At 71.6% G+C, this 15,055-nt stretch carries 17 protein-coding genes; 11 read left to right on the forward strand and 6 right to left on the reverse strand.

Annotated elements, in window-relative coordinates; genetic code table 11:
- Nucleotides 1–60: 60 nt before the first annotated feature.
- On the forward strand, nt 61–1,701 hold the full coding sequence (locus ACF07V_RS32025; protein WP_392159195.1) for a glycosyl hydrolase family 28-related protein: 1,641 nt from the start codon (nt 61–63) through the stop codon (nt 1,699–1,701).
- On the opposite strand, the gene ACF07V_RS32030 is transcribed toward ACF07V_RS32025, so the two are convergent.
- A complete protein-coding gene (locus ACF07V_RS32030) occupies nt 1,688–2,614 on the reverse strand; it encodes an AraC family transcriptional regulator (protein ID WP_392159196.1) in 927 nt (308 codons plus the stop codon). The genes ACF07V_RS32025 and ACF07V_RS32030 overlap by 14 nt on opposite strands.
- Before the next feature lie 98 nt (nt 2,615–2,712).
- On the opposite strand from ACF07V_RS32030, the gene ACF07V_RS32035 reads away from it, so the two are divergent.
- Complete coding sequence (locus ACF07V_RS32035; RefSeq protein ID WP_392159197.1) at nt 2,713–3,642, forward strand: MBL fold metallo-hydrolase; 930 nt, start codon at nt 2,713–2,715, stop codon at nt 3,640–3,642.
- On the opposite strand, the gene ACF07V_RS32040 is transcribed toward ACF07V_RS32035, so the two are convergent.
- Nucleotides 3,632–4,987 carry an MDR family MFS transporter gene (locus ACF07V_RS32040; RefSeq protein WP_392159198.1) on the reverse strand — a complete coding sequence of 452 codons (1,356 nt, stop codon included), beginning with the start codon at nt 4,985–4,987 and terminating at the stop codon, nt 3,632–3,634. The two genes, ACF07V_RS32035 and ACF07V_RS32040, sit on opposite strands and share 11 nt — an antisense overlap.
- A 125-nt stretch (nt 4,988–5,112) precedes the next feature.
- On the opposite strand from ACF07V_RS32040, the gene ACF07V_RS32045 reads away from it, so the two are divergent.
- The 3 genes from ACF07V_RS32045 to ACF07V_RS32055 all read left to right on the forward strand — a co-directional run bounded on the left by ACF07V_RS32045 (nt 5,113) and on the right by ACF07V_RS32055 (nt 7,252).
- Entirely contained in the window at nt 5,113–5,871 is a 759-nt protein-coding gene (locus ACF07V_RS32045; RefSeq protein ID WP_392159199.1) for a phosphoglyceromutase, read from the forward strand.
- 239 nt (nt 5,872–6,110) lie between these two features.
- Nucleotides 6,111–6,779, forward strand: coding sequence for a hypothetical protein (locus ACF07V_RS32050; RefSeq protein WP_392159200.1), 669 nt, complete (start codon nt 6,111–6,113; stop codon nt 6,777–6,779).
- 119 nt (nt 6,780–6,898) lie between these two features.
- Nucleotides 6,899–7,252 carry a hypothetical protein gene (locus ACF07V_RS32055; protein ID WP_392159201.1) on the forward strand — a complete coding sequence of 118 codons (354 nt, stop codon included), beginning with the start codon at nt 6,899–6,901 and terminating at the stop codon, nt 7,250–7,252.
- A 20-nt stretch (nt 7,253–7,272) separates the two neighbouring features.
- Here ACF07V_RS32055 and ACF07V_RS32060 read toward each other — a convergent pair whose 3' ends face one another.
- Nucleotides 7,273–7,836, reverse strand: coding sequence for a hypothetical protein (locus ACF07V_RS32060; RefSeq protein ID WP_392159202.1), 564 nt, complete (start codon nt 7,834–7,836; stop codon nt 7,273–7,275).
- 67 nt (nt 7,837–7,903) lie between these two features.
- Between ACF07V_RS32060 and ACF07V_RS32065 the strand changes: the two genes are divergently transcribed.
- Nucleotides 7,904–8,371 (forward strand): GNAT family N-acetyltransferase, encoded by a 468-nt coding sequence (locus tag ACF07V_RS32065; RefSeq protein ID WP_392159203.1) that lies wholly within the window; start codon nt 7,904–7,906, stop codon nt 8,369–8,371.
- Nucleotides 8,372–8,428: 57 nt separating this feature from the next.
- Here ACF07V_RS32065 and ACF07V_RS32070 read toward each other — a convergent pair whose 3' ends face one another.
- Together ACF07V_RS32070 and phoU are read right to left on the reverse strand one after the other, a co-directional pair.
- A complete protein-coding gene (locus ACF07V_RS32070) occupies nt 8,429–8,581 on the reverse strand; it encodes a hypothetical protein (protein ID WP_352028959.1) in 153 nt (50 codons plus the stop codon).
- Nucleotides 8,582–8,671: 90 nt separating this feature from the next.
- Nucleotides 8,672–9,352, reverse strand: coding sequence for a phosphate signaling complex protein PhoU (gene phoU, locus ACF07V_RS32075; RefSeq protein ID WP_093874867.1), 681 nt, complete (start codon nt 9,350–9,352; stop codon nt 8,672–8,674).
- Nucleotides 9,353–9,616: 264 nt separating this feature from the next.
- Between phoU and ACF07V_RS32080 the strand changes: the two genes are divergently transcribed.
- Nucleotides 9,617–10,846 (forward strand): sensor histidine kinase, encoded by a 1,230-nt coding sequence (locus ACF07V_RS32080; protein WP_392159204.1) that lies wholly within the window; start codon nt 9,617–9,619, stop codon nt 10,844–10,846.
- The gene (locus tag ACF07V_RS32085) at nt 10,843–11,523 is read left to right on the forward strand and encodes a response regulator transcription factor (protein ID WP_017242433.1); all 681 of its coding nucleotides are present in this window, start codon (nt 10,843–10,845) and stop codon (nt 11,521–11,523) included. The genes ACF07V_RS32080 and ACF07V_RS32085 overlap by 4 nt, the downstream gene beginning before the upstream one ends.
- Nucleotides 11,524–11,646: 123 nt before the next feature.
- Here the strand turns inward: ACF07V_RS32085 and ACF07V_RS32090 are convergent, their stop codons facing one another.
- A complete protein-coding gene (locus ACF07V_RS32090; RefSeq protein ID WP_392159205.1) occupies nt 11,647–12,282 on the reverse strand; it encodes a DUF461 domain-containing protein in 636 nt (211 codons plus the stop codon).
- Nucleotides 12,283–12,921: 639 nt separating this feature from the next.
- Between ACF07V_RS32090 and ACF07V_RS32095 the strand changes: the two genes are divergently transcribed.
- The 3 genes from ACF07V_RS32095 to ispF all read left to right on the forward strand — a co-directional run bounded on the left by ACF07V_RS32095 (nt 12,922) and on the right by ispF (nt 15,010).
- Nucleotides 12,922–13,404: a CarD family transcriptional regulator gene (locus ACF07V_RS32095; RefSeq protein ID WP_003953493.1), complete on the forward strand. Its 483-nt coding sequence runs from the start codon at nt 12,922–12,924 to the stop codon at nt 13,402–13,404.
- Between the two features lie 312 nt (nt 13,405–13,716).
- Nucleotides 13,717–14,466: a 2-C-methyl-D-erythritol 4-phosphate cytidylyltransferase gene (ispD, locus tag ACF07V_RS32100; protein WP_392159206.1), complete on the forward strand. Its 750-nt coding sequence runs from the start codon at nt 13,717–13,719 to the stop codon at nt 14,464–14,466.
- The gene (ispF, locus tag ACF07V_RS32105; RefSeq protein ID WP_392159207.1) at nt 14,456–15,010 is read left to right on the forward strand and encodes a 2-C-methyl-D-erythritol 2,4-cyclodiphosphate synthase; all 555 of its coding nucleotides are present in this window, start codon (nt 14,456–14,458) and stop codon (nt 15,008–15,010) included. The genes ispD and ispF overlap by 11 nt, the downstream gene beginning before the upstream one ends.
- Nucleotides 15,011–15,055 lie beyond the last annotated feature (45 nt).

Genomic DNA, 15,055 nt, shown 5'->3' on the forward strand with positions numbered 1-15,055 from the left:
CCATGCTCGCGCCCGACAGAGATCTGAACACCGTTCATGCATATGAAAGGTCTCAGGGGTATGGCACTCAGCAGAAGGCAGTTCGTCGGCAGCGCCGCCGTGGCGGTGGCCGCCGCCACCACCGGATTCACCGTCCGACCCACCGCCTCCCTCTGGGAGGAGTTCGAGGCAGCCCCCTACACCCACCCCCAGATCCCCTACGTGGGCCGGGCCGGCGCCCACGCGGGCGCCCGCCGCGCGCCCCGCCCCCCGGTCGTGGCGAACGCCGTCACCCACGGGGCGACCCCGGACGCGTCCAAGGACTCCGCCCCCGCGATCAACCGGGCCCTCGCGGAGGCCGGGGAGCGCGGCGGCGGAACGGTCCTGCTGCCGCCGGGGACGTACCGGATCGACGACTACCTCCGGATCGGCCACAGCGGTGTGGTCCTCCGCGGCGCGGGCTCCGGCCGTACGACCCTGCTCGCCACCCGGAACCTGACCGAGCTGATCGGCCCGTACGGCTCACGCTACGGCGGCGACAAGTCCTCCTGGTCCTGGGCCGGCGGCCTCATTTGGCTCTCCCCGCACGCCCGGCACGCCTCCCTCACCGCCGCGATACGCGACCGGGCCTGGCCCTTCGAGGGCTGGACCGGGAACCGCCGCGACGAGTGGACCACGCTCACCGCCCTCCGCCCGGCCCGCCGGGGCGACCGGAGCGTCACCGCCGAAGACCCCTCCGGGCTCGGGCGCGGACAGCTGGTCGTCCTCCGCCTCGCCGACGACTCCGGCCACACCCTCCTGGAGCACATCGCGGGCGGCGGGCCGGGCCCGGAGGCGTACAGCTGGGACGACAGGACGAAGCTGACGAGCTACGTCCCCTACGAGTGGCCCGTACGGATCACAGGCGTGCGGGGCCGCGAGGTCACCCTCGAACGCCCCCTGCCCCTGGACCTCCGCCCCGAGTGGGACCCCCGGCTGATCTCGGGGGCCGAGCCGCTGACCGACGCGGGGGTGGCCGGTCTGACCCTGGAGGCGCCGCCGCTCGCGCAGTCCCCGCACCTGCTCGACGAGGGCTACAACGGCGTCACTTTCCAGTGCGCGTACGACTGCTGGGCGGAGGACGTGGTCGTCCGCCACGTCGACAACGGCTTCGGGCTCGTCGCCGCCTCCGCCTGCACCCTGCGCCGCACGCGCGTGGAGGGGCGCGGCTCCCACCACCCGTACTTCTGCCGGGAGGGCGCACACGACAACCTCGTCGAGGACTTCCACATCGCCGCCCGTACCGTCCCCGCCCCGGCCGGCACCCAGCTCCACGGCATCAACGTCGAAGGCCTGTCCAGCCACAACGTCTGGTCGCGCGGGGTCATGGAGATGGGCACCTTCGACACCCACCGGGGGATGCCCTTCGCCAACGTCCGCACCGGGATCACCGTCGAGAACAACGGCCGCCACGGCGGTGACGCCTCCGCCGGACCGCTCTACGGGGCCCGGTTCACCCACTGGAACGTGACGGTCACCAACGGCCGGGCCGGCCTGGTGAAGATCGACACCATCGCCCCGTACAGCGCCACGGTCGGCATCAGCGAAGTCCGTGAATTCGACCAGACCGACGTCCCGGACTTCACGGGCGACCTCCACGCGCGCGTAGAGGCCTACGGCACCCCGGACGCCGTCCGCCCCGGGAACCTGTACGAGGCCCAGCGGGCGCTCAGCCCGGAGTGACGGCGGCGTTCCGGTAGCGCCCCGGTGTCGTGCCGAACTCGCGGCGGAAGGCATGGGACAGGGCGTACGGCGTTGCGTAGCCGACGTGGCGGGCGACGGCGGCCAGCGGGTCGCCGGTGTCCCGGAGCAGGGTGGCGGCGAGGGTCAGCCGCCACCAGGTGAGGTACGCCATCGGGGGCCGGCCCACGAGAGCGGTGAAGCGGCGGGCGAGGGTGGGCCGGGAGACGCCCGCCTCGGCCGCGAGCCGGTCGACGGTCCACGGCGCGGCCGGGTCGGAGTGCAGCGCGCGCAGCGCGGCGGCGGTCACCGGGTCCCCGAGGACCGCCGGCCAGACTCCGGCGGTGCTCTCGGCCAGCCAGGACCGGATCATGTACACGAGCAGCAGGTCGAGCAGGCTGGGCAGGGCCGCACAGGCGCCGGGGTGCCGCTCGTCCAGCTCGCCGCCGAGCAGGGTGATCGCCGCGCGGAGCTCGGGCCGCCCGCCGGCCCGGTCCGGCAGGTGGACGAGCGGCGGGAGTTCGGCGAGGAGCGGGTGGACGTGGCTGCGGTCGAGCCGGTACTTGCCGCAGACCATCTCGACCTCGCGCTCGCCGGATTCGGTACGGGGCGGGCGCGGCAGGCTCCCGTCGGCCCACCGGTCGAAGGGCACCGCCCGCGCCACCCGCTCCGCGTCGGCGGGCGCGTCGGCGATGACGTGCCCGGTGCCGTGCGGGAGCAGCACCGCGTCCCCGGCGCCGAGGGCGACCGGCTCGCCGCCGTCGGGCAGCAGCCAGCAGCTGCCCCGCAGGACGACGTGGAAGCCAGCCCCGTCGTACGGATCGAGCCGCGCGCACCAGCGGCCGCCGACCCTGACCCGGTCGGAGGAGGGCCGCCCGGCACGTACGGTCGAGATCGCGTCGCTCACCACGTCCATGGGGCGGCAGCGTACTCCCGGCGCATGAGCCTTCCGCGTATCCGAATGAGCTGATCGCGCATTGAGAGGCTCACCGTCCCCTCCGTACCGTCGACGGCATGACGAACGAGAGCGCACAGAGCATCGTCCTGGGGGACGTCGAGATCGTCCGGATCGTCGAGTGGCGGGGCCCGTTCGGCCCGCCCGGAGTCCTCGTCCCGGACGCCGGGGCCGAGCTGTGGAAGGACAACGAGGAGTGGCTGGCGCCCGACCACTGGACGCCGGAAGCCGACAGCACGGTCATGGCGCTGCAGAGCTGGGTGCTGCGCAGCGGGGGCCGGACGGTCCTGGTCGACACGGGGGTGGGCGACGGGCGCGAGCGCCCGCACTCGCCGCACTTCCACCACCGGCAGGACGGTTTCCTCGGCCGCCTGGAGCGGGCCGGGATCCGCCCGGAGGACGTCGACGTCGTCGTCAACACCCATCTGCACGCCGACCACGTCGGCTGGAACACGTATGACGCGGGAGGGGAGTGGATGCCGGCCTTCCCGAACGCCGAGTACCTCGTCCCGGCCGCCGACGACGTCCACTTCGGCCCGGGGAACGCGTACGGCGGCGGGCTCCAGGAGGAGGACCGGCTGGTGTACGAGGACAGCGTGGCGCCCGTGCACCGCGCGGGTCTGGTCCGGCTCTGGGACGGGTCGCACCGCATCGACGAGAACCTCGTCCTGGAGTCCGCGCCCGGCCACACGCCCGGCTCCGCCGTGCTGCGGCTCGCCTCGGGCACCGACCGCGCGGTCTTCGTCGGCGACCTCCTGCACAGCCCGGTGCAGTTCGCCGCCCCCGGCTGCTCCAGTTGCTTCTGCGTGGACCCGGCGGGTGCGGCGGCCAGCCGCCGGCGGATCCTCGAACGGGCGGCGGACGAGCGGGAACTGGTCGTCCCCGCGCACTTCGCCGGGGCGGGGGCGGCGGAAGTGCGCAGGGACGGGACGGGTTTCGCGCCGGTGCGGTGGGCGGCGTACGACGACCCGGAGCGGGTCAGCCGCTGACGGAGGAGGAAGAGGAGGCGACGGGCTCGGCGGGGGCGACGGGGGTGCCTCCGCCGACCTGGCCGGACCCCTCGAACTCCTGGGAGTCGTCGGACTTCTCGAACGTCTCGGACTTCCCGAACTCCTCGGGGTCCTCGGCGAGGGCCTTCCGGAGTCGGACGAAGTACCCGACCGCGGCGATCGCACCGATCGCCGTCGTCGCGGCCCACAGCACGTCCGGCCCGGGCCCGTCGACGATCGCACCGGCGCCGATCGGGGCGACGAAGCCGGCGACGGCCCAGGACATGCCCATCACGCCCTGGTAGCGGCCCCGGGCGTGCTCGGGGGCGAGGCGGGCGGTGGCGGCGGCGTTCGTCGGGACGTGGATCATCTCGCCGACCGTCCAGACGACCACGGTCGCGGCGAAGGCGACGGGGGAGCCGGCGAGGGCGGTGGCGCCGGTGCCGAGGGCGAAGAGGAGGGCGGAGAGGGTGAGCAGCAGGACGGGGGAGCGCTTGTCGGTCAGCTTGTTGACGAGCAGCTGGAAGCCGACGATCACGATGCCGTTGACGGCGATGACGACGCCGTACGAGGAGGGGGAGAGCCCCTGGTGCGCCATGGTGAGCGGCAGGCCGATCCAGGGGGCGGTGAAGACGAGGCAGACGAGGAGGTTGAGCAGGACGAGGGTGCGGAAGGGCGCGTCGCGCAGCACGGTGAGCATGCTGACCTTCTCCTCGGCGACCGGCGTGCCCTCCGTCCCGACACGGGCCTCGGGCCGGGTCTCGGGGAGCCGGAGGAAGACGATGACGGCGCAGAGGGTGGTGGCGACGGCGTCGACGACGAAGAGGGTGCGGTAGCCGAGGAAGGCGGCGGCGCCGCCGCCGATGGAGGCGATGGCGAAGCCGAGGTTGAGGGCCCAGTAGTTGAGGGCGTACGCCCGGCGCACGTCGTGGGCGGGGACCATGTCGGCGATGGTCGCGTTGATGGAGGGGCGGACGGCCTGCATGGCGACGCCCATGAGGAGCACGACGAGGGCGATGCCCCAGGCGCTGGTGACGAAGGCGAGCAGCAGGGCGCAGGCGGCGGCCGCGAGGTGCATGGTGACCATGGTGGGGCGGCGGCCCCAGCGGTCGGTCAGCAGACCGCCGAGCGGGGAACCGGCGACACCGCCGAGCCCGTGGAGGGCGACGACGAGTCCGGCGAACCAGGCGGAGTGCCCGAGCTCGACGGTCAGGTAGAGGGACAGGAAGGTCAGGACGAAGGCGCCGGTCCGGTTGACCAGGGTCGACAGCCACAACCACCAGAAGCCTTGGGGGAGGCCGGAGACCGTCTCGCGGGCTGATCGTCTGAGCGAATCGATGGACATGTGTGGCGGCCCCCTGTGGTGCGTAAGCCCTGCTTCCGGGTCTCGTAACTTACGCATCTCATACGTCGGACGCCAGCGAATTGACGACGCGCGTCAATCGTCAGCGGTCGATTAGGCTCGTACGCATGGCCGACGCACCGTACAAGCTGATCCTCCTCCGCCACGGCGAGAGCGAGTGGAACGAGAAGAATCTGTTCACCGGATGGGTGGACGTGAACCTCACCGCCAAGGGCGAGAAGGAGGCGACGCGCGGCGGCGAGCTGATCAAGGACGCCGGCCTGCTGCCCGACGTGCTCCACACCTCGCTCCAGAAGCGCGCCATCCGCACCGCGCAGCTCGCCCTCGAGGCCGCCGACCGCCACTGGATCCCGGTCAGCCGCTCGTGGCGCCTGAACGAGCGCCACTACGGCGCCCTCCAGGGCAAGGACAAGGCGCAGACCCTCGCCGAGTTCGGCGAGGAGCAGTTCATGCTGTGGCGCCGCTCGTACGACACCCCGCCGCCGGCGCTCTCGGACGACAGCGAGTACTCGCAGGCCCACGACGCCCGCTACCAGACGATCCCGCCGGAGCTGCGCCCGCAGACCGAGTGCCTCAAGGACGTCGTCGAGCGGATGCTCCCGTACTGGTACGACAACATCGTCCCGGACCTCCTCGCCGGCCGCACGGTCCTGATCGCCGCCCACGGCAACAGCCTCCGCGCCCTGGTGAAGCACCTGGACGGCATCTCGGACGCCGACATCGCGGGCCTGAACATCCCGACGGGCATCCCGCTCTCCTACGAGCTGGACGAGAACTTCAAGCCCCTCAACCCGGGCGGCACCTACCTCGACCCGGAGGCCGCGGCGGCCGCCATCGAGGCCGTCAAGAACCAGGGCAAGAAGTAGCCCTTACCCCCGAAAGAGCCCCCGACCTGCGGTTTCCCCGCCGGGAGGGGGCTTCTTCGTGCTTGTGTTCCGTCGGTTTTCCGGGGAGTTGGTGGATTCGTCTTGTTCGGGTGGTGTCCTGTGGGGGTTCCAGGTGTGTGACAGGGCAGGGGCGGCGCTTTCGCGGTGGTGGGGGCGTTGCTACGTTCCGGGGCAAGGGCGCGGCCGCGGTGGTCGCCCGTGAAGAGGGGGACTTCCCGATGAATGCCGACCGTCTCAGACCCGCCGCTCTCGCCTTCGCCGCCGTCGCGCTGACCGCCGTGCTCACCGGATGCCAGGGCAACGGTTCCGCTGCCGCGCCCGCCGCGCCGAGTACGCCGAGTACGCCGAGTGCTCCTGCGGCGAGCAGTGCCGCTCCCGCCGCTCCCGGGGACGGCGCCGGGTCGGCCGGTGTTCCGAGCGCCGTGCCCGCCGTGAAGAAGCCCTCCGCCCCGAAGACCTCCGCCCCGAAGACCTCCGCGCCCAAGCCGAAGCCCACCGCCGCGCCCGCCCCCGCCGGCTGTGTCGACTCGGCTCCCGGGCCCGACGACGTCGACCCCGACGAGTTCGCGCTCTACCGGATCGAGGAGCTCGACCCCAGCACCGGGAAGGTGAACCTCGTCGTCCAGCACGGGGCCTGGGGCTGCGGATCGCCCGACTCCGACGGAGGGCCGTTCGTCGTCACCGGCGAGGAGAGCCGCATGGCCCTCGACCAGGCCGCGTACGTCACCGCCACCAACCCCGTCGTCACCAGCACCGAGAACCAGCGCATCGGCGTGCAGGAGCTGATCGACTGGGTGAACGCCCACCCCGACTCGGGGCTCGTCTTCCGGTACGAGACCGGGGACGACGGCGCGATCCACCGCCTCGAGGAGGTCTTCACCCCATAGGCCCCTGTCGGCCGGTCGGGTGAGGGCGAATCCTTCCGCCTGCGGTGCGCCGCTTACCGGGTGGCGCACGCGGCTAGGGGTGGGGTGACCTTGGTCGTCCTCACCGAAACGAGAACCCCGTGCGTCTCCGCCACTCCGTCGCCTCCGTCTGCGGCGCCCTCGCCCTCACCGCCGCCCTGGCCTCCCCCGCCCACGCCGCCACCGGCGACTTCGGCTACTCCTTCGTCGGCATCAGCGGCGACACCCAGCGGGCCACGCTGCACGACCCGGCGAGCGGCGAGTGCATCACGATCCCCGAGGCCGCCGACCCGGACGCCTCCGAGCCCGCCTTCGCGCCGCACAACGACACGGACGACTACGCGATGGTCTTCACCGAGACCGACTGCTCCGGTGACTCCTGGACCCTCCGGCCCCACGGCCGGCCGGCCACCGAGCGGCTGAAGCTGCGTTCGGTGATCTTCTTCCGGCCGTAGCGGGCCCGGCGGGCTTCCGCTCAGAACCCCTCGCACGCGTGCGCGCGGAAGTCCGCCACCGTCGTCGTCCGGACCGTGTCGCCGACCGAGTACGAGACCTGGTCCGGCGTCAGCTTCTTCAGGTCCGCCGGCGTGAAGGAGTGATGGCCCGTCGCCCACGAGCTGTCCTGGGTCGTGCCGTAGAGGGTGTAGAGCCGACCCGGCTTCAGGGCGTGCGGGGGCGCGTCCGGGGTCCAGAAGTTGGTGGCGGTCTCGAAGCCGGGCGGGGTGGTCAGGGGCCAGGTCGCGTATCCGGTGACGGGTACGGCCGAGGTCCAGCCGTCCGTGTACTCCGGTTCCCCCGCGTCCGCCGTGGCCTCCGCGCCCGGGTCGGTGACCGGCTCGTCCGGGTACAGCACCGCCGCGTCGACCTGGTCGTGGCACACCAGGATCACGCCCAGCGGCTCCCCCTCGGCGGTCACGGTCACACCCGTGAGGCCCGCGACCGGGACGGTGCAGCCGGCCAGCGTGGGCAGCAACGCGGCGAGGACGGCGGCGGTCGTGAGCGTGCGGCGCGGCCGGTGCGTGCGCGTCATGGGCGTCATGGGCGTCATTCTGGGGCGGCCCGATAAACGCGGGCGGAGATCCCGCCCAATCGTTACTGTCCAGAACATGAGCACGTCACTCCGTCTGGAGCAGATCACCCCCGCCACCGTCGACGCGGCACTCGCCCTGCGCGTCCACCCGCACCAGGAGCGCAACGTCGCCCCCGTCGTGAAGTCCCTCGCGGAGGCGTACGCCTTCGGGGAGAACGCCTGGCCGCGCCTGATCTTCGACGGCGACGAGCTCGTCGGCTTCCTGATGGCCTTCCTCGACATCGCGTGGAACGAGGAGAAGGATCCGGACGACCGGCGCAGTGGGCTCTGGCGGCTCAACATCTCCGCCGACGCACAGGGCAAGGGGTACGGACGCTTCGCCGTCGACGCCCTGCGCGAGGAGCTGCGCCGTCGCGGCGCATCGCGGCTGTACGTCACCTGGGAGCCCGGCCCGGACGGGCCCGGCGCCTTCTACGAGCGGCTGGGATTCCGTACGACCGGTGAGGCCAGCGGCGGCCAGACCGTCGGCGTGCTCGACATATAGCGCGCTCGGTACAGAGAGGAGAGGGGGTGGGGTGTTCGCACCCCACCCCCTCACCGATCAGCCCGAGCAGCCACCGCACTGGCACGGGGAGCCCGACTGGCAGCCGCAGCCGCAGCCCGAGCCGCAGCCGCAGGCGCCGAGTACGGGCAGGAACACCGCCTCACGCGGCGCCTCCGGCGTGGAGTCCGTCGTCATGGGGGATTCGGCCATGGGGTCCCTCCCTTTCGAGGCGTGCATCGCCTCCCCCCATTGCATGCCCACTCGGACCGGCGCATCAACGGCGCACCGGAGTGCGCGCGCCTACGCGCCCTCCACCGGCGCGTCCGCCGCCTGCAGCTCGTCCGCGTGCTCACCCGTCACCAGGTACACGACACGCTTCGCCACCGACACCGCGTGGTCCGCGAACCGCTCGTAGTACCGGCCGAGCAGCGTCACGTCCACGGCCGTCTCGATGCCGTGCTTCCAGCGGTCGTCCATCAGGTGCTGGAAGAGCGCCCGGTGCAGCAGGTCCATCTCGTCGTCGTCCTGCTCCAGCTGGAGCGCCAGGTCGACGTCCTTCGTGATGATGACCTCCGCCGCCTTCGCCATCAGGCGCTGCGCCAGCTGACCCATCTCCAGGATGGTCGCGTGCAGGTCACGCGGCACCGCGGTGTCCGGGAACCGCAGCCGCGCCAGCTTCGCCACGTGCTGCGCCAGGTCGCCGGAGCGCTCCAGGTCGGCGCTCATCCGCAGCGAGGTCACCACGATCCGCAGATCCGTCGCCACCGGCTGCTGCCGTGCGAGCAGCGCTATCGCCCGCGCCTCCAGGTCGTGCTGGAGGTCGTCGACCTTCTGGTCCGCCGCGATCACGCTCTCCGCGAGCTTGAGATCCGCGTCGAGCATCGCCGTCGTGGCGCGCCCGATCGCCGACCCGACGAGCCGGGCCATCTCGACCAGGCCTTCGCCGATCGAGTCCAGTTCCTCGTGGTACGCGTCCCGCATGGATGTCCCTCTCTACGCAAAGCTCCGGGGTCCGGGTGGGGCTCGGACCCCCACGTTCCCACGTTCGGCCCCCTACGCGTCCGGATTCACCCCCTGATGTGAACCGGCACTTTCCCCCAGGTGAACTCTGGGCGACACACGCCACTCCGGTCGCCGGGGCAAATGAACCACCCGCATCTCCATGGTGAACTCTGGGCGACGACTGTTCGAGCAGCCACTCGGACGGCTGGGAGAGTGTCCGCGCACCCGCATAACCTTGGGGGCATGGACGTGAACGCGGCGGTCGCCGCATTGGCAGCGATCGCCGGAGTGTGCACCGGCGTGATCGCCATGCTGGCGTTCCGCTGGAGCGAACGCGACCAGGCGCGCCCGACCCGTACCTCGCTGCACACCGACGCCGTGCTCCCGCCCGGCGTCGACACCGTGCTTTCCGTGCTGCGCTCCTCCGCGGTCGTTCTCGACGAGAGCGACTCCGTGGTGAAGGCCAGCTCGGCGGCGTACGCGCTCGGCCTGGTCCGGGGCGGCAAGCTGGCCATCGAACCCATGCTCAACATGGCCCGTGACACCCGCCGCGACGGGGAGATACGGCAGGTCGAGCTGGACCTGGCCCGGCGCGGCACCGGACGCGGCGAGGCCCTCGCCGTCTCCGCCCGGGTCGCCCCGCTGGGCTCGCGGCTGGTGCTGCTCCTGGTCGAGGACCTCACCGAGGCCCGTCGTATCGAAGCGGTACGGCGCGACTTCGTCGCCAACGTGAGCCATGAGCTCAAGACTCCCGTCGGCGCGCTCTCCCTGCTCTCCGAGGCGGTCATGGACGCCTCGGACGACCCCGAGGCGGTCACCCGCTTCGCCGGCCGGATGCAGATCGAGGCGACCCGCCTCACCAACCTCGTACAGGAGCTGATCGACCTCTCCCGCGTGCAGAACGACGACCCGCTGGAGGACTCCGAGCCGGTGTCCGTGGACGAGCTCGTCGCCGAGGCGATCGACCGCTCACGGCAGCCGGCCTCCACCAAGCAGATCACCATGGTCTCCGGGGGCGCCGCCGATCTGTACGTGTGGGGCAGCCGGGGTCAGCTCGCCGCGGCCCTCGGCAACCTCGTCGAGAACGCCGTCAACTACTCACCGGCCCGTACGCGGGTGGGCATCGCCGCCCGCCGTGTCGCCGCGCCCGCCGGCGACGTGATCGAGATAGCCGTGACCGACCAGGGCATCGGCATTCCCGACAAGGACAAGGAGCGCGTCTTCGAGCGCTTCTACCGCGTCGACCCGGCCCGCTCCCGTGCCACCGGCGGTACGGGGCTCGGCCTGGCCATCGTCAAGCACGTGGCCGCCTCGCACGGCGGGGAGGTCACCGTCTGGAGCACCGAGGGTCAGGGCTCCACCTTCACCCTGCGGCTGCCCGAGGCGGGCGCCGCACGGGACCGCCGGCCCGCCTCGTCCTCCACCCCAGATCTCATGACCGAACCGCTTCCCGCCCCGGAGGTCCTTCCGTGACCCGAGTGCTCGTCGTCGAGGATGAGGAATCCTTCAGCGACGCCCTGTCGTACATGCTCCGCAAGGAGGGCTTCGAGGTCGCCGTCGCGGCGACCGGGCCCGACGGCCTCGACGAGTTCGAGCGCAACGGAGCCGACCTCGTCCTCCTCGACCTGATGCTTCCGGGTCTGCCCGGTACCGAGGTGTGCCGCCAGCTGCGCGGCCGCTCGAACGTCCCGGTGATCATGGTGACCGCCAAGGACAGCGAGATCGACAAGGTCGTCGGCCTGGAGATAGGAGCCGACGACTACGTGACCAAGCCCTTCTCCTCGCGGGAGCTGGTCGCCCGCATCCGCGCGGTGCTGCGCCGCCGCGGCGAGCCGGAGGAGGTCACCCCGGCGGCCCTGGAGGCCGGCCCGGTCCGCATGGACGTCGACCGCCACGTGGTGACGGTCTCCGGCGGCAAGGTCGACCTGCCGCTGAAGGAGTTCGACCTCCTGGAGATGCTGCTGCGCAACGCGGGCCGCGTGCTGACCCGTATGCAGCTCATCGACCGGGTCTGGGGCGCGGACTACGTCGGCGACACCAAGACCCTCGACGTCCACGTCAAGCGCCTCCGCGCCAAGATCGAGCCGGACCCGGGTGCGCCCCGGTACCTGGTGACGGTCCGCGGCCTGGGCTACAAGTTCGAGCCGTAAAGAGCCGTAAAGAGCCGTAAAGCTGTAGAGAGCTGTGAAGAGCCGTAACGGTCGGCAGCAGCTGTGAACTACGTGAAAGGGCGCCCCCTCAGGGGGCGCCCTTTCACGTAGGACTGCCTGGCGTCAGTGGCCGGCCGTCGTCGGCTCGCCCGAGGCCGGGGTCTCGGCGCCGTGCGAGGCCTCGCCCGAGGGCGACGTGGAGGCGGTCGGCGAGGCGCTGGCGGCCTCCGCCGGGAGGCCCGGGACCACGGTCGGGCCGTACTCCTTGAAGTAGCTCTTCGACGGGACGACGAAGGCGCTCAGGCCGACGTCGCCGGTCTTGCTGAGCTTGAAGACGACCTTCTGCGCGTCGCCGTCACGGGCGGCCTCGGAGCCGTTCTCGATCAGCGCGGAGGCGTTGCCCTCGCCGCCGATGACGACGGAGCCGTGGGCCGGGACGACGATCGGGCCGGCGCCCTCGGCCGCCTTCAGCTTCACGACGGCGGCCGTGCCGGGCAGGCGGATCGCGTCGATCGTCTGCGGCAGGCTGCCGTTGTTGAAGACGGTGGCGGAGACGGCGGCCGGGCCCTTGGTGCCGGGCAGCGGCTGGGTGATGACCAGCGCGTTCTGGATCTTGACGTCGTCGACCGTGACGGCGGCGTTGTCCGGCCGCACTTCCAGCGTCTGCGCGTCGTTGCCCGCACCACAGGCGGACAGCGCGGCGACGGAGAACACGATGGCGGTGGCGGCGAGGGCGCCGCGTCGAAGGCTGCGGCTCACGGCGGCGGCATCTCCTAGGACGTACGGACAGGCGTGGAACTAAGGGACAGCTAAAGGTGTGTCAGCGCGCTTAGGTTACCGAGCCTCACTCCGCGTCCCGCACCCGACCCGCCCCTAACCGGTCACAGCCGTCCCCGGGACCGGCCACGACGCCCGTCCCGTCGCGCGCCGTGCGCTCCTGGGGCGTCACCCCGCGTGGCCGGATCACGACCCATTGACCTGCCGTTCACATAACCGCCTTGATCAATTCGACGGCCGCCGCGCATTCCCCCGAGCCGGCCCTCGGGGAAATCCCGTACCGATGTCGCTTGATGTCCACTGATCAATTTCAGGAATCACTCCGGCACGCCTCCGTACGGGTGGTCGATCCTCGAACGGAGTAGGCGAAGAAGCCCACTCCGAACCCGACAAAACCGGACATCGCTCCTCCCTCGGGGGCCTCCAGGTGTGTGTAACGTGCGCGTTTCTCTCCGTCCACGCAGCCGCTCCGACCTGCGAATACCGCCTTCCGGAAGCCCTCCGCAGCACGTTCGTGTCACCGTTGTCAAGCCCCGAGATATGCCCTGACCTGCGAAAACGCCATTCAGAAGAAGCCGAATCCGTGTTACCCTGGATAGCCACGGAAGGGGTACCTGTCACATGACGTTCAAGGTTGGCGACACCGTGGTCTATCCCCATCACGGGGCCGCGCTGATCGAGGCCATCGAAACTCGCCAGATCAAAGGCGTGGACAAGACCTACTTGGTGCTCAAGGTCGCGCAGGGCGACCTGACGGTTCGTGTACCGGCGGACAATGCGGAGTTCGTCGGTGTTCGCGACGTGGTCGGTCAGGACGGGCTGGACCGGGTCTTCGAGGTGCTGCGTGCACCGTACGCCGAAGAGCCGACGAACTGGTCCCGTCGCTACAAGGCAAATCTCGAGAAGCTCGCCTCCGGCGATGTCATCAAGGTCGCCGAAGTAGTGCGCGACCTGTGGCGTCGTGAGCGCGAGCGCGGACTTTCCGCAGGTGAGAAGCGCATGCTCGCCAAGGCTCGTCAGATCCTGGTGAGCGAGCTGGCCCTCGCGGAGAACACGAACGAGGACAAGGCCGAGGCCCTCCTCGACGAGGTCCTCGCGTCCTGAGCCGCGTTCCCAAGTGAAGCAGTGAAGCGATGCCGCGGTGCCCGCTGGCGTGCTGTGATCCACACAGTGCTGCCGTCGGGCGCTGCGGCATGTTCGCGTGCGTCCCATGTTCGCGTACGTTAGCGGTGCGTACGCGTCACAGCACCGCTGAAGTAACCCGCACCCCCTGAACTTCTCTACGCCCGAACCCCTGTGCCCACGCGGCCACGCCTCGACCGTCGTCACGGAAAGGGCCCGGTCAAGGCGGTGCGTCCGGCACGGTGAGGCCATACCCATGTCGGCCGCGGAAACAAACCTGCCGGAGTGCAACCGATGTCAGACGAAGTGCGTCCCAGTCGTACCGCCGTGGTGATCCCGGCCGCAGGGCGGGGCGTACGCCTCGGCCCGGGCGCCCCCAAGGCGCTCCGCGCGCTGAACGGCACCCCCATGCTCATCCACGCCGTCCGCGCGATGGCCGCCTCCCGCGCGGTCTCGCTCGTCGTCGTGGTCGCGCCGTCCGACGGCGCCGCCGAGGTCAAGAACCTCCTCGACGCCCACGCCCTGCCCGAGCGGACCGACTATCTCGTCGTCCCCGGCGGCGACACCCGCCAGGAGTCCGTCCACCTCGGCCTCAAGGCGCTCCCCGAGGGCGTGACCACCGTCCTCGTCCACGACGCGGCCCGCCCGCTGGTCCCCGTCGAGACCGTGGACGCCGTCATCGAGGCCGTACGGGACGGGGCCGTCGCCGTCGTCCCCGCGCTGCCCGTCGCCGACACCGTCAAGGAGGTCGAGCCGGCCGAGAAGCCCGGCGACCCCGAGCAGGTCGTCGCCACCCCGGTCCGCGCCCGCCTCCGCGCCGTCCAGACCCCGCAGGGCTTCGACCACGACACCCTGGTCAACGCCCACGCCACCATCGCCCTCACCGGCGAGGGCGCCACCGACGACGCCGGCATGGTCGAGCGGCTCGGCGCGCCCGTCGTCGTCGTGCCCGGCCACGAAGAGGCCTTCAAGGTGACCCGACCCCTCGACCTCGTCCTCGCCGAGGCCGTACTCGCCCGCAGGAGGGCCAACGATGGCTTCTGAGCTCCCCCAAGTTCTCGGCTCCGCTCGAACAGGGGGTACCCCCATGCTCCTTCCCCGTACCGGCATCGGCACGGACGTCCACGCCTTCGAGAAGGGCCGCGAGCTCTGGTGCGCCGGGCTCCTGTGGGAAGGCCCCGACAGCGACGGGTACGGGCTCGCCGGGCACTCCGACGGTGACGTCGCCGCCCACGCCGCCTGCGACGCGCTCTTCTCCGCCGCCGGCATCGGCGATCTCGGCGCCCACTTCGGCACCTCGCGCCCCGAGTGGTCCGGCGCCTCCGGCGTCACCCTGCTCGCCGAGGCCGCGCGGATCGTCCGGGCCGAGGGGTACGAGATCGGGAACATCGCCGTGCAGGTCGTCGGCGTCCGCCCCAAGGTCGGCAAGCGGCGCGACGAGGCGCAGAAGGCGCTGAGCGAGGCGGCGGGCGCCCCCGTCTCCGTCTCGGGCACGACCACGGACGGGCTCGGTCTCACCGGCCGCGCCGAGGGCCTGGCCGCGCTCGCGACCGCCCTCGTCTACCCCGTATCGCCCCGGCAGCAGTGAAAATCGTGCCCCGCCGCCGGGAATCGGTCGCAGGGCACTACCACA

Origin of the sequence: Streptomyces sp. NPDC015661 (genome assembly GCF_043077765.1) — a bacterium.
Taxonomy (GTDB): domain Bacteria; phylum Actinomycetota; class Actinomycetes; order Streptomycetales; family Streptomycetaceae; genus Streptomyces.

Bases quoted from the DNA above. Each gene is read 5' to 3' on its own strand.
- ACF07V_RS32025 (WP_392159195.1), top strand. From the start codon at position 61: ATGGCACTCAGCAGAAGGCAGTTCGTCGGCAGCGCCGCCGTGGCGGTG.
- ACF07V_RS32030 (WP_392159196.1), bottom strand. From the start codon at position 2,614: ATGGACGTGGTGAGCGACGCGATCTCGACCGTACGTGCCGGGCGGCCC.
- ACF07V_RS32035 (WP_392159197.1), top strand. From the start codon at position 2,713: ATGACGAACGAGAGCGCACAGAGCATCGTCCTGGGGGACGTCGAGATC.
- ACF07V_RS32040 (WP_392159198.1), bottom strand. From the start codon at position 4,987: ATGTCCATCGATTCGCTCAGACGATCAGCCCGCGAGACGGTCTCCGGC.
- ACF07V_RS32045 (WP_392159199.1), top strand. From the start codon at position 5,113: ATGGCCGACGCACCGTACAAGCTGATCCTCCTCCGCCACGGCGAGAGC.
- ACF07V_RS32050 (WP_392159200.1), top strand. From the start codon at position 6,111: ATGAATGCCGACCGTCTCAGACCCGCCGCTCTCGCCTTCGCCGCCGTC.
- ACF07V_RS32060 (WP_392159202.1), bottom strand. From the start codon at position 7,836: ATGACGCCCATGACGCGCACGCACCGGCCGCGCCGCACGCTCACGACC.
- ACF07V_RS32065 (WP_392159203.1), top strand. From the start codon at position 7,904: ATGAGCACGTCACTCCGTCTGGAGCAGATCACCCCCGCCACCGTCGAC.
- ACF07V_RS32070 (WP_352028959.1), bottom strand. From the start codon at position 8,581: ATGGCCGAATCCCCCATGACGACGGACTCCACGCCGGAGGCGCCGCGT.
- phoU (WP_093874867.1), bottom strand. From the start codon at position 9,352: ATGCGGGACGCGTACCACGAGGAACTGGACTCGATCGGCGAAGGCCTG.
- ACF07V_RS32080 (WP_392159204.1), top strand. From the start codon at position 9,617: ATGGACGTGAACGCGGCGGTCGCCGCATTGGCAGCGATCGCCGGAGTG.
- ACF07V_RS32095 (WP_003953493.1), top strand. From the start codon at position 12,922: ATGACGTTCAAGGTTGGCGACACCGTGGTCTATCCCCATCACGGGGCC.
- ispD (WP_392159206.1), top strand. From the start codon at position 13,717: ATGTCAGACGAAGTGCGTCCCAGTCGTACCGCCGTGGTGATCCCGGCC.
- ispF (WP_392159207.1), top strand. From the start codon at position 14,456: ATGGCTTCTGAGCTCCCCCAAGTTCTCGGCTCCGCTCGAACAGGGGGT.